At 56.7% G+C, this 17,378-nt stretch carries 14 protein-coding genes; 6 read left to right on the forward strand and 8 right to left on the reverse strand.

Annotated features, from left to right (window positions below):
* Positions 1 to 86: 86 nt before the first annotated feature.
* The 3 genes from ACGY09_RS19235 to ACGY09_RS19245 form a co-directional block, all read right to left on the reverse strand.
* Positions 87 to 1,292 carry a serine hydrolase domain-containing protein gene (locus ACGY09_RS19235; protein WP_397569023.1) on the reverse strand — a complete coding sequence of 402 codons (1,206 nt, stop codon included), beginning with the start codon at positions 1,290 to 1,292 and terminating at the stop codon, positions 87 to 89.
* Positions 1,293 to 1,678: 386 nt separating this feature from the next.
* On the reverse strand, positions 1,679 to 2,434 hold the full coding sequence (gene rph / locus ACGY09_RS19240; RefSeq protein WP_397569024.1) for a ribonuclease PH: 756 nt from the start codon (positions 2,432 to 2,434) through the stop codon (positions 1,679 to 1,681).
* A 181-nt stretch (positions 2,435 to 2,615) separates the two neighbouring features.
* Positions 2,616 to 3,311 carry a hypothetical protein gene (locus ACGY09_RS19245; protein WP_397569025.1) on the reverse strand — a complete coding sequence of 232 codons (696 nt, stop codon included), beginning with the start codon at positions 3,309 to 3,311 and terminating at the stop codon, positions 2,616 to 2,618.
* Positions 3,312 to 3,792: 481 nt separating this feature from the next.
* Here ACGY09_RS19245 and ruvX point away from each other — a divergent pair, with 481 nt between their 5' ends.
* On the forward strand, positions 3,793 to 4,308 hold the full coding sequence (gene ruvX, locus ACGY09_RS19250) for a Holliday junction resolvase RuvX (RefSeq protein ID WP_397569026.1): 516 nt from the start codon (positions 3,793 to 3,795) through the stop codon (positions 4,306 to 4,308).
* 125 nt (positions 4,309 to 4,433) lie between these two features.
* On the opposite strand, the gene ACGY09_RS19255 is transcribed toward ruvX, so the two are convergent.
* The 3 genes from ACGY09_RS19255 to ACGY09_RS19265 all read right to left on the reverse strand — a co-directional run bounded on the left by ACGY09_RS19255 (position 4,434) and on the right by ACGY09_RS19265 (position 6,481).
* A complete protein-coding gene (locus ACGY09_RS19255; protein WP_397569027.1) occupies positions 4,434 to 5,240 on the reverse strand; it encodes a class I SAM-dependent methyltransferase in 807 nt (268 codons plus the stop codon).
* An 81-nt stretch (positions 5,241 to 5,321) separates the two neighbouring features.
* Entirely contained in the window at positions 5,322 to 5,729 is a 408-nt protein-coding gene (locus ACGY09_RS19260; RefSeq protein ID WP_397569028.1) for a hypothetical protein, read from the reverse strand.
* A gap of 47 nt (positions 5,730 to 5,776) precedes the next feature.
* The gene (locus ACGY09_RS19265) at positions 5,777 to 6,481 is read right to left on the reverse strand and encodes an FHA domain-containing protein (protein ID WP_373653329.1); all 705 of its coding nucleotides are present in this window, start codon (positions 6,479 to 6,481) and stop codon (positions 5,777 to 5,779) included.
* Between the two features lie 668 nt (positions 6,482 to 7,149).
* Between ACGY09_RS19265 and thyX the strand changes: the two genes are divergently transcribed.
* The 3 genes from thyX (at position 7,150) to ACGY09_RS19280 (ending at position 10,511) form a co-directional block, all read left to right on the forward strand.
* Positions 7,150 to 8,076, forward strand: a complete 927-nt coding sequence (gene thyX / locus ACGY09_RS19270) for an FAD-dependent thymidylate synthase (protein WP_397569029.1) — start codon at positions 7,150 to 7,152, stop codon at positions 8,074 to 8,076.
* Positions 8,077 to 8,252: 176 nt separating this feature from the next.
* Positions 8,253 to 9,479 carry a hypothetical protein gene (locus ACGY09_RS19275; protein WP_397569030.1) on the forward strand — a complete coding sequence of 409 codons (1,227 nt, stop codon included), beginning with the start codon at positions 8,253 to 8,255 and terminating at the stop codon, positions 9,477 to 9,479.
* 27 nt (positions 9,480 to 9,506) lie between these two features.
* On the forward strand, positions 9,507 to 10,511 hold the full coding sequence (locus tag ACGY09_RS19280; protein ID WP_397569031.1) for a glycosylase: 1,005 nt from the start codon (positions 9,507 to 9,509) through the stop codon (positions 10,509 to 10,511).
* A 117-nt stretch (positions 10,512 to 10,628) separates the two neighbouring features.
* Here ACGY09_RS19280 and ACGY09_RS19285 read toward each other — a convergent pair whose 3' ends face one another.
* Both ACGY09_RS19285 and ACGY09_RS19290 read right to left on the reverse strand, forming a co-directional pair.
* Entirely contained in the window at positions 10,629 to 11,828 is a 1,200-nt protein-coding gene (locus ACGY09_RS19285; RefSeq protein ID WP_397569032.1) for an NAD(P)/FAD-dependent oxidoreductase, read from the reverse strand.
* Positions 11,829 to 11,848: 20 nt separating this feature from the next.
* On the reverse strand, positions 11,849 to 12,007 hold the full coding sequence (locus ACGY09_RS19290; protein ID WP_397569033.1) for a hypothetical protein: 159 nt from the start codon (positions 12,005 to 12,007) through the stop codon (positions 11,849 to 11,851).
* 218 nt (positions 12,008 to 12,225) lie between these two features.
* Between ACGY09_RS19290 and ACGY09_RS19295 the strand changes: the two genes are divergently transcribed.
* Both ACGY09_RS19295 and ACGY09_RS19300 read left to right on the forward strand, forming a co-directional pair.
* Positions 12,226 to 13,788 carry an FAD-dependent oxidoreductase gene (locus ACGY09_RS19295; RefSeq protein ID WP_397569034.1) on the forward strand — a complete coding sequence of 521 codons (1,563 nt, stop codon included), beginning with the start codon at positions 12,226 to 12,228 and terminating at the stop codon, positions 13,786 to 13,788.
* A 487-nt stretch (positions 13,789 to 14,275) separates the two neighbouring features.
* Positions 14,276 to 17,359 carry a PAS domain-containing protein gene (locus ACGY09_RS19300; protein ID WP_397569035.1) on the forward strand — a complete coding sequence of 1,028 codons (3,084 nt, stop codon included), beginning with the start codon at positions 14,276 to 14,278 and terminating at the stop codon, positions 17,357 to 17,359.
* Positions 17,360 to 17,378 lie beyond the last annotated feature (19 nt).

Consider the following 17,378-nt stretch of genomic DNA (forward strand, 5'->3'; position numbering starts at 1 on the left):
GGTCAAAGGGACTGGCTCATGAATTGAATCGTGATGCCGAAGCACGACGAGTTCCGGTTCCCTGTTTTCAGTGATAGAGAATTGGTTTATTCCATTGCTCCGTATGCCAGCGTCCAGAAATCGGTGAAGATCTTGGGTGGGGTGGGGGAATGCAACAGACTTTGCGTCATCAGAATGCCAATCATCCCTTCGGCGGGATCGATGTAGGCCGAGGTTCCCAGTCCTCCGTCCCACCCGAAGCGGCCGGGTGTGCGGAAGATGTCGTCGCGGAAGATGTCGACTCCCACACCGAATCCCCAGCTGCCGTGACGGCCGAAGAAGACCTCCGACCCCGCTCGTTGTTCTGGCGTCAGTTGATCTGACCTCATGAGCTGAATCGATGCGCGGGACAAAATCTGTTTGCGTCCGTGCCAACCGTTATTCAGCATCATTAGCGTGAACGCGAAGTAGTCTTCGATCGTCGCAACGAGTCCCCCGCCGCCGGATTCAAACGCCGGTTCCGCATGCCAGGCACTGTTCTGAGCGTCGTCGTAGACATGCAGCTCCTGCGTCTCGCGATTGAAATTGTAACAAGTGGGCAGCCGATCCCGGTTTTGCTCGGGGACGTGGAACGCGGTGTCTTCCATCCCCAGAGGCTCAAAGATCCGTTCACGCATGAAGTCCCCGAGTGACTGACCCGAGACGCGCGAAATCAGGACGCCCAGAACATCCTGACTGATGTGATACATCCATCTTTCCCCCGGTTGTGCGATCAGGGGCAGGGCTCCAAGTTTCTGCAACCACTCGTCGGTTCCCGAGATGAGCGTCGGAAGAGGAGGGCGGTCACCGCCGATGTGATCTTCGCGAATCCGCTTCTGGATCGGGTACGTATCCGGCGGAGCCAGCACGCTGCCAATCCCCATGCGTGAGGTCAGTAAATCACGCAAGGTGATTGGGCGGGCGGCGGGAACCGTGTCGTCCAATTCCGATGCCAATGACTTCAGGACGCGTCGGTTCGCCAGTTCCGGCATCCACGTTTCGATCGATTCATCCAGCCGCAACTGGCATTCTTCCACCAGAATCATGGCCGCAACGGCTGTGATCGGTTTGGTCAGCGACGCAATCCGGAACAGGGTATCTCGCTTCATGAGAGCGTCTTCGCCAACCGACATGGTCCCCAGTCCCTCGATATGGACCTGGTCAACGTGGCTCACCAGCGCCACCAACCCGGGAACTTCCTTCCGTTCGACATATCCGCAAAGAACTCGATTCAGCCGATCAAGTCCCGTTTTCGTCAGTCCCTGGCTTTTCATGCTCAACGTCCTCGCGTGTCCCGTCCCAGTTTGCGGTCAACATTCCGCTCAATGAATTTTCGCTTTGCCGGATCAGATCCTACTTCAGCAGATGCCCGCGCCCCAGTCGACCCCTGCAATTTCTCTGCCGGTGTGATTGAGCTACTCGGATATCTCCGGCAACACCGGCAGCAAACGAGTCCAATTCGCGCCGATTATCGTACTGCTTCAGACCGCGAATTAAGCCCACGAGTTGTGCAAATGGCCTTCGCGTGACGAAAGTTGGTCACCTCGTCACGCAAAGGGTTGTTCATAATGGCGCGGATTCGGAGCGAAGCGGTTTGATTGTCACTTGATCGTGGACCGGCACGCGATGACGTTCCCACTGTGTCAAATGCTTTCCTGATTCAGCACGTGATGGAGGGGTCGAAGGAGGGCCAGTCGGGGCCGAGGGCTTCGCGCTGAAGGCGAGTCAGTTGTTCAATCCCTTTTGCAGCGAGGTCGAGTTGCTGATTGAGGAATTCGCGTGAGAAGGGTTTGCCTTCGGCGGTTCCCTGCACTTCAATGAACTGGCCCGTACCGCTCATCACGACGTTCATATCGACTTCGGCGGTGCTGTCTTCCACATAATCCAGATCCAGTACTGGCGTCCCGTTGACGACGCCGACACTGATCGCCGCGATGCTGCGCTCGATGACGGGGCGATCGGCAGGGAGTTCGCTACGAATCGAGGCGATGGCATCGCACAAGGCAATGAACCCCCCCGTGATGCTCAGCGTTCGGGTGCCGCCGTCCGCTTCCAGCACATCGCAGTCGATGGCGATCGTGCGGGCACCAAGGGCGCGGAAATCGAGTGCTGAGCGCAGGCTGCGTCCGATGAGTCGCTGAATTTCGGTCGTGCGGCCGTCCATCTTGTCACGTTCGCGTCGCTTTCGTGGCGAAGTGCTGCCGGGGAGCATGGAGTATTCGGCGGTGAGCCAGCCAGAAAGTGTGGCGGGATCGGAGTTGGCCTTCCAGGGGGGAAGAGTGCTGTCAATGCTGGCGGTACACAGCACCGTCGTCTTGCCGGCAGAGATCAGCACGCTGCCGGGGGCTGCTCCAACAAAGTGGCGTTGAACTCGGATCGGTCGCAATTCTTCGGGTTGTCGCTGGTCGTGGCGCATGGGGGTCTCGTTCGTTTGCTCTTCGTCGCAGAAAAATTCAATTTGCAGATTGGTCAGCAACGTATTCTCGCAGCACATCGCGTTCAATGCGAGAGACTCGTTTCTGCCATGTCCCGTTCAGACAGAAGGCCTGGGGGACAGTTCTGCCGGCGCTCGCAGGCCGGTTGATGGGATGATCCGATCAGGCAGCTTTCCGCGTTCTTCGCTTCGTCAGCTTTTCAACGGGGAGCTCGTACAGGATGGATCGGCCTCTCTTTCCGATGACGTTGACGGCACCGGTTTTTCTCAGGCAATAGGCCATTTTCTGCGAGATCCACCGGGGGATCCGCGCCTCGCGCGCCAGATCCTCGGTGGTGAAGGGAGAGACCAGCGTCACCGGCAACAGAGCTCGCAGGTCTGCCAGGGTACGCAGCGAATGCGACGAGACCACCTGCACGAGGCGTCTGTCTTCCACGCGGTAGTCGGGACCGAATCGCCGCCGCCGGACCTTACTGATGCGATGTTCTTCCTGTTCCGTCAGCACCACTTCCAGCGTCAATCGTTGGTGCGGGAAAAGATCGACGAAGTAGACCAGGTCCTCAAACAAGTGGAAGATCGATTCCCGCAACGGGCTGAAACGCGACGAGATCACCGGGCCATCTTTTTTGGCACGCCGGATGAGTCGTTTGCGTGAGGCGAGTGGCTTCACGACCACGACTTCATGACGATCCAGAAGTGCACGGACTTTGCTGCGAAGAGCGCCCAGCGACGCCTGCTGGATTTCAAACAGAGTCCCATCAACGACGGCGTCGATCCGATAACCATCGACCTGGACTTCAACGTCTTCTGCCGAACCGCTGTAGAGCAGCTTAAGTTCACGATGAAGTGTCGATTCCATGACAACCTGATCTGAGACAAGAATGGCGAGAGCCGAACCAAAATCGGTCGCAGTCGCGGAGCCTCCGCACCTGAGAGTTCGCACCACTGCACCGGAGACTTGTAGCCAGAAATCCAGATTCCGTCGACGTCATTCGGGCTCGCTTGTCGGGGACTGTCCCGCAAGTTGCGGTCAAGTATCAGAACGGATTCGGCGTGTTCCACGCCGGTTCAGGTCGAGGTGCAGAACTGGTTTAGCTGTGCGGAGCTGATTTATTCGTGATGCCATGCCGTTTTTTTAAGATGGTGCGATTCGAAGGGAAACGCCGAGGGCATGACCATGCGGGGGGAATCTGATAACTTGGACTCTGGGACTTGTCAGGAACGCTCCGTATGGCTGATTTTTGGTCCGCCGGGAGTGTCCGTGGGGCGACGTTCATATGGCTGAGGCCCCATCCTCGATGAGTCCCCCAGACGCCCTATTACTTTGACAAGTGCCTGTAATGACCGATCACCCTTCCACTGAGCCGACTCGAACCCTGTTGCCCAAGCAGGGAGCGCTACTGGGGTTGGATTACGGTACCAAGCGGATGGGGGTGGCTGTTTCGAATTCCGATCAGACGGTCGCCGTCCCGGTTGAGACGTGGCTGGTTCGGCAGCCGGCGGCAAATCTGAAGTACATTCGGGAACTGATTCAGGAATACCGTGCGGTGGGGATCGTACTCGGTCTTCCTATCCGAACGAATGGAGAAGAGGGGACCGCTGCCGCAGAGGTCCGCGAATTCGGGACCTGGGTGGCCGCACAGACATCAATCCCTCTGGTCTACATTGACGAGCGATACTCCTCCGCCGAAGCCGAACTACTGATCTGGATGCGGGGTGAATCGCCGTCTAAACGGAAGCAGCCTCTCGACAGTCTGGCGGCCAAGGTCATCTTGCAGTCTTATCTCGATGCCCCGGAACGAATCGTGCCCCCTCCGGCTCCGAGTGCGGCGAGCAGCACTCAGCCCGCAAGTTGAGCGCCTTAAGTGTCGCCACAGAGACTTGAACGTTTCGCGTTGTATTGGCCCCCTTCAAGTCGTGGACGAAGGGCAACGTCGGGGAAAGCCTCCGGAGCGAGCGAACTTAGTGGAGTCCGTTCGCGTCAGGGGATCCAGATCTGCGGTGTTCGGGGTTCGGGCTGAGTTGTTCGTGGCAGTCGGCGGGCTTTCATACGGACGTACGGGGGGATGAACCTGCCCCGGTAGCCGAAATGCTCGACGGGAGCTTTGGGATCGGCCCGTCGTGGTTCCCGCAGATCTTCGATCACGAATCCCGAGCGACACAGTCCACCCACCAGTTCATCCCAGCGATGCAGATACTCGACAGCGCCCCGTTCACGGTAGGACGTATCTTCCGTGCGGGGAAGGGGGCCTTCGTGATAGTATTCGATGCCAATCACGAAGTGATTGCGTTCATTGCGATGAGTGATTTGGGCACTTGTTGGCTGTTTGTGCTGGCTGATGTAAACGCCTCCATCGCGGCAGACACGGGCGATCTCGGAATAGACCCGTAAGAGATCGGGGACGTAGCATGTGCTGACCGGTTGGTGGACGATGTCAAAGGACTGGTCTTCCAGCATGGACAGGTCGTCCATCGACGCATGAATGGTTTTCACCGACAGCCTGCGACGAGCAGCTTCGCGTTCATCAAGACTCAGCATCCCTTCGCTCAAGTCGACGACTGTGACACGGGCCCCTGCGGCAGCGTATAGAATCGACTGCCAGCCGCCCCCCGAGGCCAGGCACAGGACGTCCATTCCGGCGACACTCTTGGGCAGCCATCCACGGCCGTCCAGGGTCTTGATCGGATCCAGGCATTCTTCATCAGTGGCCCGATGGGCAAACTGGCTTCCGTCCGACAGTCGATCCCAGGCCGCTCGATTCTGCCGACGATATTCTTCGTCGATCATGGGGTTCTCGCACGTGTGACAGTACCAGCGACAACTCGTCGATTCGGGGAATGGACGAGCCCGACTGGTCTTTGTCGGCATCTATTTTTGAATGGGCAATGCCTGAAAAACAAATCCAGGTCCATCCGAGTTTTTTAAGGGGAATTCACTGAGAATCCGACCTCGTACAAGGTCGCCACGCAGATCCCGGTGGATTCCCTGCAAGGCTGTCTCGTCAAAATGTTTGCTCGGATAACGCTGAATCAGGCAGGTGAGCAGAAGGATTTCCTGGGGTGGGTAAGTCTTTTCAGGAGCTGTTTCAGGAGCAGGTTCAGTCGTCTTTTCTTCTTGATTGGCCTCAGTCGGCGAATCCTGCGGAGGTTTCTCCAAGGGGGGATTGTCGTCCTCTGCCGCGACACCCGATGAAGTCGTTAACAGGACACCGGCACTCGTAGCCGCGAGCAGGCTTCCGGCGAACTGTCGGCGGTCAATGCGCGAAGGGTGTGACATAGAGGACCGCACATCACCATTGAGGTCGACTCGAACGACCGAGTCCATCACGAATGATCGGGGTTGTTGACGGCGCAAACGCACTCTGCCAGCTTTGCGTGCAGCGCGACCAGATGTGACCAGTTTTCCCAGTCGCAGCGGAAAACGCGTTCCTGGGGATTGTCCAAAACCAGTTCTTCGGGAGAAGGGTTCTCAATTTCCTGAATGGAATTCCTGACGACACGGCCGATCTGCTCGTGAACATAAGAAAGCAGGTCAGAGAGTTGAACTCGCTGCAGCGCGTCGAGCCGAATCGGAAGTTCCGGGCAGCCTTTTTGAAATGGCTCAACCGGTTCTTCCGGTGAGCGTGGCAACGGTGCGAAAAACTCGCAGTCGTCATCCTTGCTGTCGTCGTAGGTAATGCCGCTGCCCGCGTAAAACGTCTGGTCTGCACCACCGATCGGGGTTAGATCACTATCTTCCTGTTCCGACAGGAGCAGTAGACATCGCCCGACAGCGATGATGTCACCCGGTTGCAGAACCCGCATCTGGACCGCATGGCCATTAACGCGTGTTCCATTCGTGCTGTCGAGGTCTGTCAGGATGACGCGACCGGAATGATCCTGCAGTTTTGCATGAAATCGGCTGATCCGGTCATCATTCAATTGGATGTTGTTTTCATCCTCACGACCGACCGAGATTGGCAGGGGCAAGCGAGAATAGACCCGCCCCTGTTCCATACCTTCGAGGACTCGAATTGTCACCCAGGTCATCGGACGATCCACATAGAGAATAAAGCCAAATGAGGAGGATCACTGAAGCCATGACAACCCATGATCAAAAAATTCACGCAAAAATGGTTTTAACACGCTGATTCTCCCGTCGTCAAGCGGCAGTGCCTGTCCTGAAATGGTGTCCTGGATCGTGTTCCCGAATCCTGCGGAGTGGGAATCCGTTCAGTCCCAAGCGATGTCACGTCGAGGAAGGGAGGGTGGATCGAGATTCAGGCCGCCGGCTCCATACAACTCCCGCTGTTCAAGTTGCGTCGTCTGGAAGCTGCTGGGGACTCGTTGCTGAAGATGTGAAGAGGTTCGTCTTGGTAGAATTCGACCGTCTGATCACATACAAGTTCCCGACTTCTGCCGAGCGATGTCCGTACGGTTGTGAGAAGGGCGAGTGGGGCCGGGAGGCCTGTTCATGCCCTTCAGCGAAGATGCCAGGGGTCACGAAGCCCAGATTCGCTGGACTTTGTACCATGTGAACGTTTTGCTGAGAATTGGCGTGGATCCCGGGGCAGTAAACGCCAGCACGCCGTCAATGTCGAATCGGTTGGTTCGTCGGTGTGATCATGATGGCCCTCGCCGAGCCTAGAGAAGTAATTTGAAAGAATACGTCCGGCCTGTGGCTGTCCTTGGGCTGGTTTTCAGTGGGGATTCCTCTCATGTCCGAAACTTTGTCAACCATGGAGCAACTGCGATGGAAGAAATTCCCGTTGCTCAATGATGGTTTCGTCTGCCTCGTCGACGTGATGGGTGACGACTCCGCTGTCGTACAGGCTGCGCGGGTCAGCTACGGCGCCGGCACGAAACGAGTTTCCGATGATCGTTCGCTGATTCGATATCTGCTGAGACATCGGCATACGACTCCGTTTGAAATGGCTGAAGTCAAGCTGCTGGTCCGCGTCCCCATGGACTGCTGGCGCCAGTGGATTCGGCATCGGATGGCCAACGTCAATGAGTACAGCACCCGTTATTCCGAAGCGATCGACTCGGCGCAGACCACCGATCCCTCGTCCTGGCGAGCCCAGGCGACTCAGAATCGGCAGGGGAGTGGTCAGTCTTTACCGATCGAGGTTGGGCAGCAATTGACAGAGGCGGAACGGCAACTTCAGGATCTGTCTCGCCAGACGTATGAAGACCGCTTGTCGGCAGGGGTGGCGCGTGAGCAAGCCCGTAAGGATCTGCCGCTGTCGACCTATACTGAAGCCTACTGGAAGGTCGATCTGCACAACCTGCTGCACTTTCTCGCGCTCCGAATGGACTCGCATGCTCAGCAGGAAATCCGGTTGTATGCGACGACCATCGGGCGCGAAATTATCCGCCCCCTGTTCCCCGTGGTCTGGGAAGCGTTCGAGGATTATCGCATCGGTGGATCATCGCTCAGTCGACTGGAGCGTGAGGTGATCCAGCGACTGACGGCGCGTGGTGCAGCAACCAATTCGGCACCTCCGTATACTGAAGCAGACTTCATGAGTGTTCAGGATCCGACATGGGTTGACTTGGCCCGCTGTCGTGAACGAGATGAGTGTCGAAGCAAGCTGGTCGACCTGGGACTGCTGGTTCGGTCCGAACCCGCTGCGGCAAATTAGCGTGGCAATGAACGGGAACTGACCCGGGGTTCCCCGCCAGTCGAGATTGACGCGAGTGTTACAGCTCACGGATGACACGGGTTGAACAGGTTGCGTGGTGGGTGAACAATGAATGCCCGCCCAGTGAGTTTGCCTGAATGAGTGAAATTGACTGCGGACGACGAAAGTGTTGAGGAATGACGCTGATCACGCTCGACTACGGAGCCTTGGAACGCTGGGAAAGCGAACTTCCTGATAACCGTATTTTGTATTCGGGACTGGGGCCTGAACCGCTGGCCGATCCCGTTGGAGCGGCGAGAGAAAGCGTACGTCAGCCGATCGAGTTTCCCGCGCTGGAACTGGCTCTTGTCCCCGATGACCGCGTGACGATCGTGCTTGATCGCGGTGTCCCTTCCGGGGCTGAAATTATCAGTGGAATCTGGTCGTCGTTTGCCTCGGCCGGGATCAACCCCTCCAGTGTGCTGATTCTTCAGCCTGCATCAATGCTGAAGCGTAACCTGGCCGACCCGCGGCGACTGTTGCCGCCCGAAGTGAGAGATCAGGTGACGTGGAAAATCCACGATCCGACCGTGGCTGACGCCACCGGCTATCTGGCTTCCAGTGCGGCGGGCGAACGACTGTATCTGTCACGAGATGTTCTGGACGCCGATTTCGTGCTGCCGATCGGGCGCTTTGGCTTTGACGCGATGCTCGGCAGACGTGAACTGACCAGTGCTTTCTATCCTGGCTTGTCGACTCCGGACGCGTTTGCAAAGTCGCTCGGACAGGGGCACCAGGAACTCGGGCCGGACGATGAACGTCCCTTGCGGCAACTGGTCAATGAAATTGCCTGGCTGCTGGGGGTTCAGTTCGCCATTCAGGTGCTTCCTTCGCGAAGCCATGCGGGAATGTCAGCCATTCTGGCGGGAAGCACCGACCGGGTCGCAGAACAAGGCCGAAAGCTGCTGGACGAACATTGGCGCGTGACGCTCGATCAACGGGGCGAGACAGCACTGGTCGCTATCCCCGGTTCGGGTGACGAGACTTCCTGGGATGATCTCGGCGCGGCGGTGGAAGCGGCTCGTAAACTGGTCGTTCAGGGTGGCCGCATCATTGTCTTGTCCGATCTGGCCGCAGAGCCGGGGGCAGGAATCGAAATGATCGGCAACAGTCGTTCGGCCAAAGCCGCCCTGCGCCCCCTGCGAAATGCTGCACCGCCGGACGTATTATCGGCATCACAAATCGCTTCCGCTGCAGACTGGGCTTCAATTTACTTGCTCAGTCGTCTCGACAGCCAACTCGTCGAACGGTCATTCATGACACCGCTGGAAGACCCACTCGAGGCCGCTCGGCTGCTTGCATCGTGTGATGGATGCATCGTTTTGGCGGGGGCACAGCACGTTTACAGCGAAATTCAGGAATAACCTTGCTCGCGTAAGAAAGGCCAATCGATGGACAGTGCCCGAGGGAATTCAAGCCAGTTAGGGGCCGTTGAGTCTCTGGGTCCGGTCCGCTCGTCGCTGCGCTGTTTTGCGATGCTGGCCTGCCTGCTTATTTCACCGCTTTGGATCGCGGGTGCCGTCTACGCTGATGAGGAATTTCCTCCCGAGTTGACTCAGTTTGAGTCTGACCCGCGTAACCCTCTGTTCCTCGGAGCGGGGGAGGGGCATTGGGATGTCAAGATTCGGGAACGGGGCTGGATTCTGCGTGAAGGGAACCAATGGAAAATGTGGTACACCGGCTACGACGGAACCCGCCCGGGTCAGAAGAAGCTGGGCTACGCCACGTCCACGGATGGCTACGTCTGGCAGCGGGATTCCCGAAACCCCATCTATTCGGAACATTGGGTCGAAGATGTCTGCATCATTCCCCATGAGGGGATCTACTATATGTTCGCGGAAGGGGCACAAGACCAGGCGCATCTTCTCACGTCGCGCGATGGAGTTTCGTGGCAGCGAGTGCGGCGGCTGGATGTGCGCAAGGTCAACGGCGAACCGATTTCCGATGGCCCGTATGGAACTCCGACTGCCTGGTTTGAGAACGGCAAGTGGTACTTGTTCTACGAACGTGGGGATCGGGCAGTCTGGCTGGCGACATCGTCAGATACCGAGGTGTTCACCAACGTCAAAGACGAACCGGTATTGGAACCGGGACCCGAAGAGTATGACTTCAATCAGATTGCTCTCAACCAGATTTTCCGACACAAGGGGCGCTACTACGCAGTCTTTCACGGGGCTCATAAATCGGAAGATCCCGGCACGCCATCAATCTGGTCAACAGGATTGGCCGTTTCAGATGATCTGATTCACTGGAAGAAGTATGCTGGCAACCCGCTTCGGCCGACGAACGAGAATAAGTCGAGCGGGATGCTGATCTTTGACGGCGAACGATTCCGTCTTTACACGATGCACAATGAAGTCAACGTGCATCATGTCAGGTCGCAGGCCACTCCTTGAGATGTTGATTCAGTTACTCGCTGCTGTAGCAACAGCCATCATGCTGCTTGATCGTTCAGCGTTCAAAGGGATCTGGTACGTTCATTTGCGGTGTCGTGACTGAGGGACTCGCTAGGTTCATCTGCCAAACCGAAACAGGTGTGCGTCTTCATTCGGTCGTCCCTGGATCAGGTCACTCAGGATTTCGGCCGCGATCACACTATAGGTGATTCCGTTTCCCCCGAATCCCAGGGCGAAGTGGGCATTCGCGATTTCCGGAGAAGGGCCGATGTAGGCGAGCCCGTCCTTCGTTTCACCAAATGTTCCCGCCCAGGAGTATTCGCTTTCGAGTAGAAAGTCGGGGAAAAGCGATTTCAGTCGCTCCAGCAGGCGATTCTTCTTGAGGTCGAGCTGAGCGTCACGGCGAGCGGGAGAACGAAAGGGATCGTCTTCACCTCCGGCCAGAATTCGTCCCTCGGCGGTGCGCCGGAGATAAAGGTAAGGACGAGCAGACTCCCAGATCAGGCAGGGTTGCTTCCAGACTTGTGGCTGATCAGGTGCCGTAATCAGCGCGTAGGTGCTTTTTAACGTCACGATTTTTTCCCGCAACGCGGTTTGGGCTTCATAACCGTTCGCGAAGACCATCACCTTGGCTCTAATGATCGCATCGCGATCTGTGGTAAGTTCAACCCCAGTACCGGTCGACTTCCAGGCGAGAACCGTGGTCCGGTCATAAACACGCAGACCCCGGTTCAGCCCCGCTTCCAGCAGACGATGTGTCAGTCGAAAGGGATCCACGGCAGCGGCTTGTTGGGACAGAATTCCCCCCTGCGCCTCGAAACCGAATTCATTCCGGATATCGAGCGTACTCCGCCAGCGGACCGGAAAGTCATGTCGGGCACGGAGTTCGCACTCAGTCTGCAGCGCCGGGATGTCCTGGGGCTGGGAAGCCAGATACAGGCTTGGTTGGCGTTCGAAGTCACAGGCGTCATCCAGCCCCGAAACAATCTCGGCAAGTTGGTCGATGGCATTCGAACAAAGTCGGTAAGCACGAACAGCCGCATCCTTGCCGATCATCTCTGCCAGATCGGTCAGATGGGTATCAACCTCGTATTGGAGGAGGGCGGTGCTTGCACTAGTGCTTCCCTGGGCAATTTCTCGGCGGTCCACCAGAACGACCGAAAGGCCCTCCTGAGTCAGCCGATGCGCTACCAGAGCACCAGTGATGCCACCCCCCAAAATGGCAACGTCACAGTCCTCGTCACTTTTCAGCGGAGGGTAACAGCGAAGAAGTCCATTTTTTACAGGCCAGAACGGAAGGTCTGATTTTAGATCCATGCAGACTAGTCTCACTCATCTCAGATGCAGATCTCGGATGTCTCGTCAGGGCTGCGTCGGGAAGGGTTATTGCCTCGCTGCTGTTCGTTCCAACTCTTCCCCACAATGATGAGGGGTAACCCGACCTGTGCGGCGAGGGAAATAACGAAGCAGAAAGGTTCCCATTGTGCTGGATGCATGGGCTGACTCGTGGCAATGAACCTTGAGCGTCCACTTAGCATATGCGATGCCACAATCGTCGAAATCGCTACCTGTCGCTTGGCAATTTGATTTTGAGATGAACCGGATCCCAGAAGAACGGGTCCCCCATGACGTTGATCGTCACTGAAGTCCCGGCACTAAGTTTGCTACTTCCATTCTGAAAAGGGAGCACCGCAGAAAATAAAGGAACCTTCCAATGCAGCGACAAACTGAACAAACACAGTCTGTATGGATGGCAACCGCTTCAATTCCTGGTCGGCCAGTCCTGCAGAAAGACTTGAAGGTCGATGTTTGCGTGGTTGGTGCGGGGATCGCTGGTATCTCGACAGCTTACTCACTGGCAAAAGCCGGTAAGTCGGTGGTGGTCGTTGACAGTCGGCGGATCGCTGCCGGCCAGACGCAGCGGACGACAGCTCATCTGTCCAACGCCCATGACAACCTCTACAGCGAGGTCGAAAAAGTTCACGGCGTCGACGGAGTTCGGATCGCCGCCGAAAGCCATACGGCTGCGATTAATCGAATCGAAGAAATCGTCCGGAACGAGGGAATCGACTGCGACTTCCACCGTCTTCCCGGTTACCTGTTCTGTCCTCCCGGGCAGAAGACCGACATATTGGATAAGGAACTTGAGTCAGCGACACGGGCAGGTCTGAAAGGTCTCGAAATTGTGGGACGTGCGCCGCTGACGACTTTCGATACCGGGCGGGCTCTTCGCTACCCGAATCAGGGCCAGTTTCACCCGCTGAAGTACATTTCTCATCTGGCGGAATCGATCCAAGAGATGGGGGGACATGTTTACGAAGATACCCCGGTCCGTCAGGTACATGGCGGAAGTGTGCCGTCCGTAGAAACGTCAGTCGGCCCTACGATTACGGCCAAGTCTGTTGTGGTGGCCACCAACTCGCCCGTCAACGATATCTTTGCGATGCATACGAAGATGGCTCCGTATCTTACCTACGTTATCGCCGCACGAATTCCGGCTGGCAGTATTACTCGGGGTTTATTCTGGGATACAGAAGAGTACTATCATTATGTTCGGCTGCAGAAATTTACGGATGCGGAAGACCTGATTATTATCGGCGGGGAAGATCATAAAGCGGGGCAGGTCAACGATCAGGCCGAGCGACATTTTCGCTTGGAAAACTGGGGTCGAGAACGGTTTTCGATGATGGGAAAAATCGAATTCCGCTGGTCTGGTATGGTGATGGAGACGACGGACGGGGGCGCCTTTATTGGCAAGAATCCCGCAGATCAAGAGAACGTTTATATTGCAACCGGTGACTCGGGAATGGGGATGACTCACGGAACGATCGCCGGGATCCTTCTGACACAATTGATTCTGGGTCACGATCACCCCTGGGCAAAATTTTATGATCCGGCACGTAAACCGGTTTCAGGAATGGCCTGGCGTAACTTCGTGTCAGAGAACTGGAACGTGGGCACGGAGTACGTCGTCGACTGGCTCTCGGGTGGCGACCGGAGTTCGGCTGATGAACTGGAACGGGACGAGGGAACCGTCCTCAGGCGAGGCCTTTCCAAAGTCGCGGTTTATCGAGATGAGGCTGGAGAATTGCACGAATGCTCTGCTGTGTGCCCGCATCTGGGCTGCATCGTTCACTGGAACAACCTTGAAAAGGTGTGGGACTGTCCGTGCCACGGATCGCGGTTCGATGCTTACGGGCAAGTCGTGAACGGCCCCGCTATTTCTCCGCTGGAGCCGGTGGATAAAAGTGTTCCTCAGGAATCGCAGTCCGGCTAGTGCAGCAGTTCTGCGAGTTCCGTCGACCAGCCGCTCGCGGGGTGGATTCTGACAAGAGACGGATGTCGCCTCGCACAAGCAAGATCTTCGTCCGCAGCACGATAGACGGGATCGCAAGGGGCAATCACGAGGTTAGTTCTCTGAACGGGACTGGTTGGCCCGGTCCGTCCATCGCGCACAACCGACCACCGCGTCGAAAATGAGGGTCGTGTTCCGGGCTGCCAACCTGATAAGTGGTAAGTTCGTCGCGGTCATGTAATCCCCGCACAGACTCTTGCACTCATGATGTGGCTTATTTCCCGCCCCGCTACCGGGGGTTGTGGAGTCGACGGACGGCAGCTGACCGGGATATATTCCCTCAGGCGAGCTGGCTGACGTTGTCGAGCCGTCTCAAACGGCTAGGGGTTGCCCCTTTTCGGGGAGAAAAGCCGCCTCCCCGCACTGCGCCGTCGACACAGCATGAAGAAAATCTGCGGAGCTTTCCGTAATGCCATCGCTGAAGCGAAACGTGATCCCGATCGTCGTCAGCATTATCGGCTGTACGCTGATGGTCGTGTTTCAAAGGTTTACTCCCAACCTTTTCAGTGGAATTCCAACCTCTCTGGCGTTTACGCTCATGATCGCCGCGAGTGGAGTACTGGGGGGATGGAGGTCCGGAGCCATCTCCACGACTTCAGGGATCTTAACGGCCCTGTTCCTCTTTTCGCCCTCGTATATCCAACGAATTAGTGACGATCCGTCCGGATTAGTACGTCTCGTGTCGTTCGCAATTCTCGGAGCAATCCTCTGCGGGATCGGGGAATTGCTGCAACGGGCCTGGCGCCGTATCGACGACCGCCAGCAGGAGCTCGAAGCCGAGATTCGCCTGCGTCGTCTAACGCAGCTTGCGGAACAGGCTCGTGCGGATGAGTTGATGACGACGTTGGCGAGTATTGCAGACGGGGTGATCACGACCGACAGTGAAGGGCGGGTCCGGTTCATTAATTCGGTAGCAGAAGCACTTGTCGGGTGGAAACGGTCTGAAGCGGTAGGGCAAAGGCTTGCCAGTGTGTTTCGGGTGGTCAATGAACAGACTCATGAGCCCGTTGAAAATCCCGCAGACCTTGCACGACGGCAGGGTGTTACGATTGGTTTCGACAAGCCGACATTGCTGATCGCCCGCGATGGGACCGAGCGACTGATCGATGAGTCGGCGGCACCCATCCAAACGGAACACGGTCATATCAGTGGCACGGTGCTGGTGTTCCGCGACATCACCGAAAAGCGGAAGACTCAACTCGCCTTACAGGAACAGCAGCAGCGGGCTCTGGTCCTTCTGGAAAGCATCAGTGAGGCGTTCTTCTCGATCGATCGTGAGTGGAAATTCACGTATGTCAACGGGCCGGCAGGTAGGCTTCTTAATGCCACCGCGGATCGGCTTGTCAGAAGGTGCTTGTGGGATGTCTTCCCGGGTTTTACGGGAAGTGAGTTCGAAGCCGTTTTCAGGATGGCAATGGATCGTCACCAGGAGGGTTCGGTCACCGCATTCTCTTCCGATCTCAACTGCGACGCCGAAGTGCGGGCTTATCCCACTCCAGAGGGGATTTCTGTCTTTGTCAACGACGTCAGTAAACGTCGACGCATGGAAGCCGAACGAGATGCATTGTTACGTCAAATTGACTTTGAGCGGGCACGACTGGCCGATATTTTCGAGCATGCACCCTCATTCATGTGTGTGCTCTCCGGTCCAGATCATCTGATCGAGCGGGCAAACGACCGCTACCGCGAACTGATTGGCGATCGCGACGTGGTCGGGATGACGATCCGCGAAGCATTTCCCGAGATTGCCGGTCAGGGCTACTTCGAAATCGTCGACGGTGTCTATCGCAGTGGAGAGACTCGCTTCGACACCGATCAGAAAGTGGTTTTTAATCGCAACGGGCAGTTGGAAGAACGCGTCATTGACTTTGTCTATCAGCCATTGAAAGACGCCAGGGGAGCGACCACGGGCGTACTGCTTCAGGGAATCGATTTAACCTCGCGTCAGAAAGCCGAGAATGACCTTGCACGCGTCACGGCCGAGTCGGAACGGCAACGCAGAATGTTCGAGACCGCGCTCTCGAACACCCCGGACTTTATCTACCTTTTCGACTGTGAGGGCCGATTTACTTATGTCAACAAATCATTGCTGACACTGTGGCAGAAAGAAGCCTCGGAGGTTCTGGGACGGAACTTCGAAGACCTGAACTATCCTGCGGACGTTGCCACCCTACTGCAACGGCAGATCGAGGATGTCGTTCGCACTCAACAGCCTGTACGAGATGAGGTTCTCTTTACCAGTTCTCTGGGGACGCGGTCCTACGAGCATATCTTCACGCCCGTTTTTGGTTCAGACGGTGAGGTTGAGGCCGTTGCGGGATCGAGTCGGGACATCACAGACCGAAAAGAATCGGAACGAGCCCTGCGGCAGGCCGACCGCAACAAGGATGACTTCCTGGCATTGCTGGCTCACGAACTGAGAAATCCCCTGGCACCGATCCGGAATGGATTGCAGGTCCTGCGTTTGTCGCAGAACGCAGAAGAGCGAGACCACGCTCAGACGATGATGGATCGACAGTTGACCCATATGGTCCGGCTGATTGATGACCTGCTGGATATGTCTCGGATCAACCGCCACAAAATGGAACTCCGTCGGACCCGTCTGACGCTGGAGGAAGCGATCAATAGCGCTGTCGAAACGGCGATGCCCGCGATCCAGGCTGCTGGACACACGCTGGAAATCCATCTTCCCCCCCAACCCGTCTTTCTGGATGCGGACCTGACGCGACTCGCCCAGGTATTTAGTAATCTGCTGACGAACTCGGCCCGCTACACGCACGATGCAGGGCTCATCTCTGTGGATGCGACACTTTCCGGAGATGAAGTTTGTGTGACGGTGAAGGATAATGGGATCGGTATACCTCCCGATGCACTTCCTCACCTGTTTGATATGTTCTCACAAGTCGATCGTTCGATGGAACGGGCAACCGGCGGCCTTGGTATCGGCCTCGCACTCGTCAAAGGATTGGTCGAAATGCATGGGGGAACTGTCACGGCGGCGAGTGAAGGTTTGGACAAGGGAAGTGAGTTTACCGTGCGCCTTCCCGTGATCTCGGAAGATCCCCCGCAACCACCTGTCAGAAAGGCTCCTGAGAGCCTCACGACGACCCCCTCCAAACGACGAATCCTGGTCGTTGATGACAATCAGGATTCCGCGTCATCCATGGCGATGATGCTGCGGTTACTGGGAAATGAAACAGATCTGGCTGCGGATGGGATTGAGGCGATTGAGCGAGCAGAATCATTTCAACCTCATGTTATTCTGATGGATATCGGGATGCCTCGGCTGAACGGCTTAGATGCCGCTCGGCGTATTCGTCAACAGGAGTGGGGGGCCGACATGAGGATCGTGGCTCTGACCGGCTGGGGTCAGGAGTCGGACCGCGAACAGTCCTGGGAAGCGGGCTGCAACGGACATCTTGTGAAACCGGTCAGCTTGGACGATCTTCAGAAAATGCTGAACGAGCTTTCTCTTGCTGGGGGATCCGCGTAGTTTAATCGCCTCGGCAGAT

Source organism: Schlesneria sphaerica (assembly GCF_044336245.1).
GTDB classification, from domain to species: domain Bacteria; phylum Planctomycetota; class Planctomycetia; order Planctomycetales; family Planctomycetaceae; genus Schlesneria; species Schlesneria sphaerica.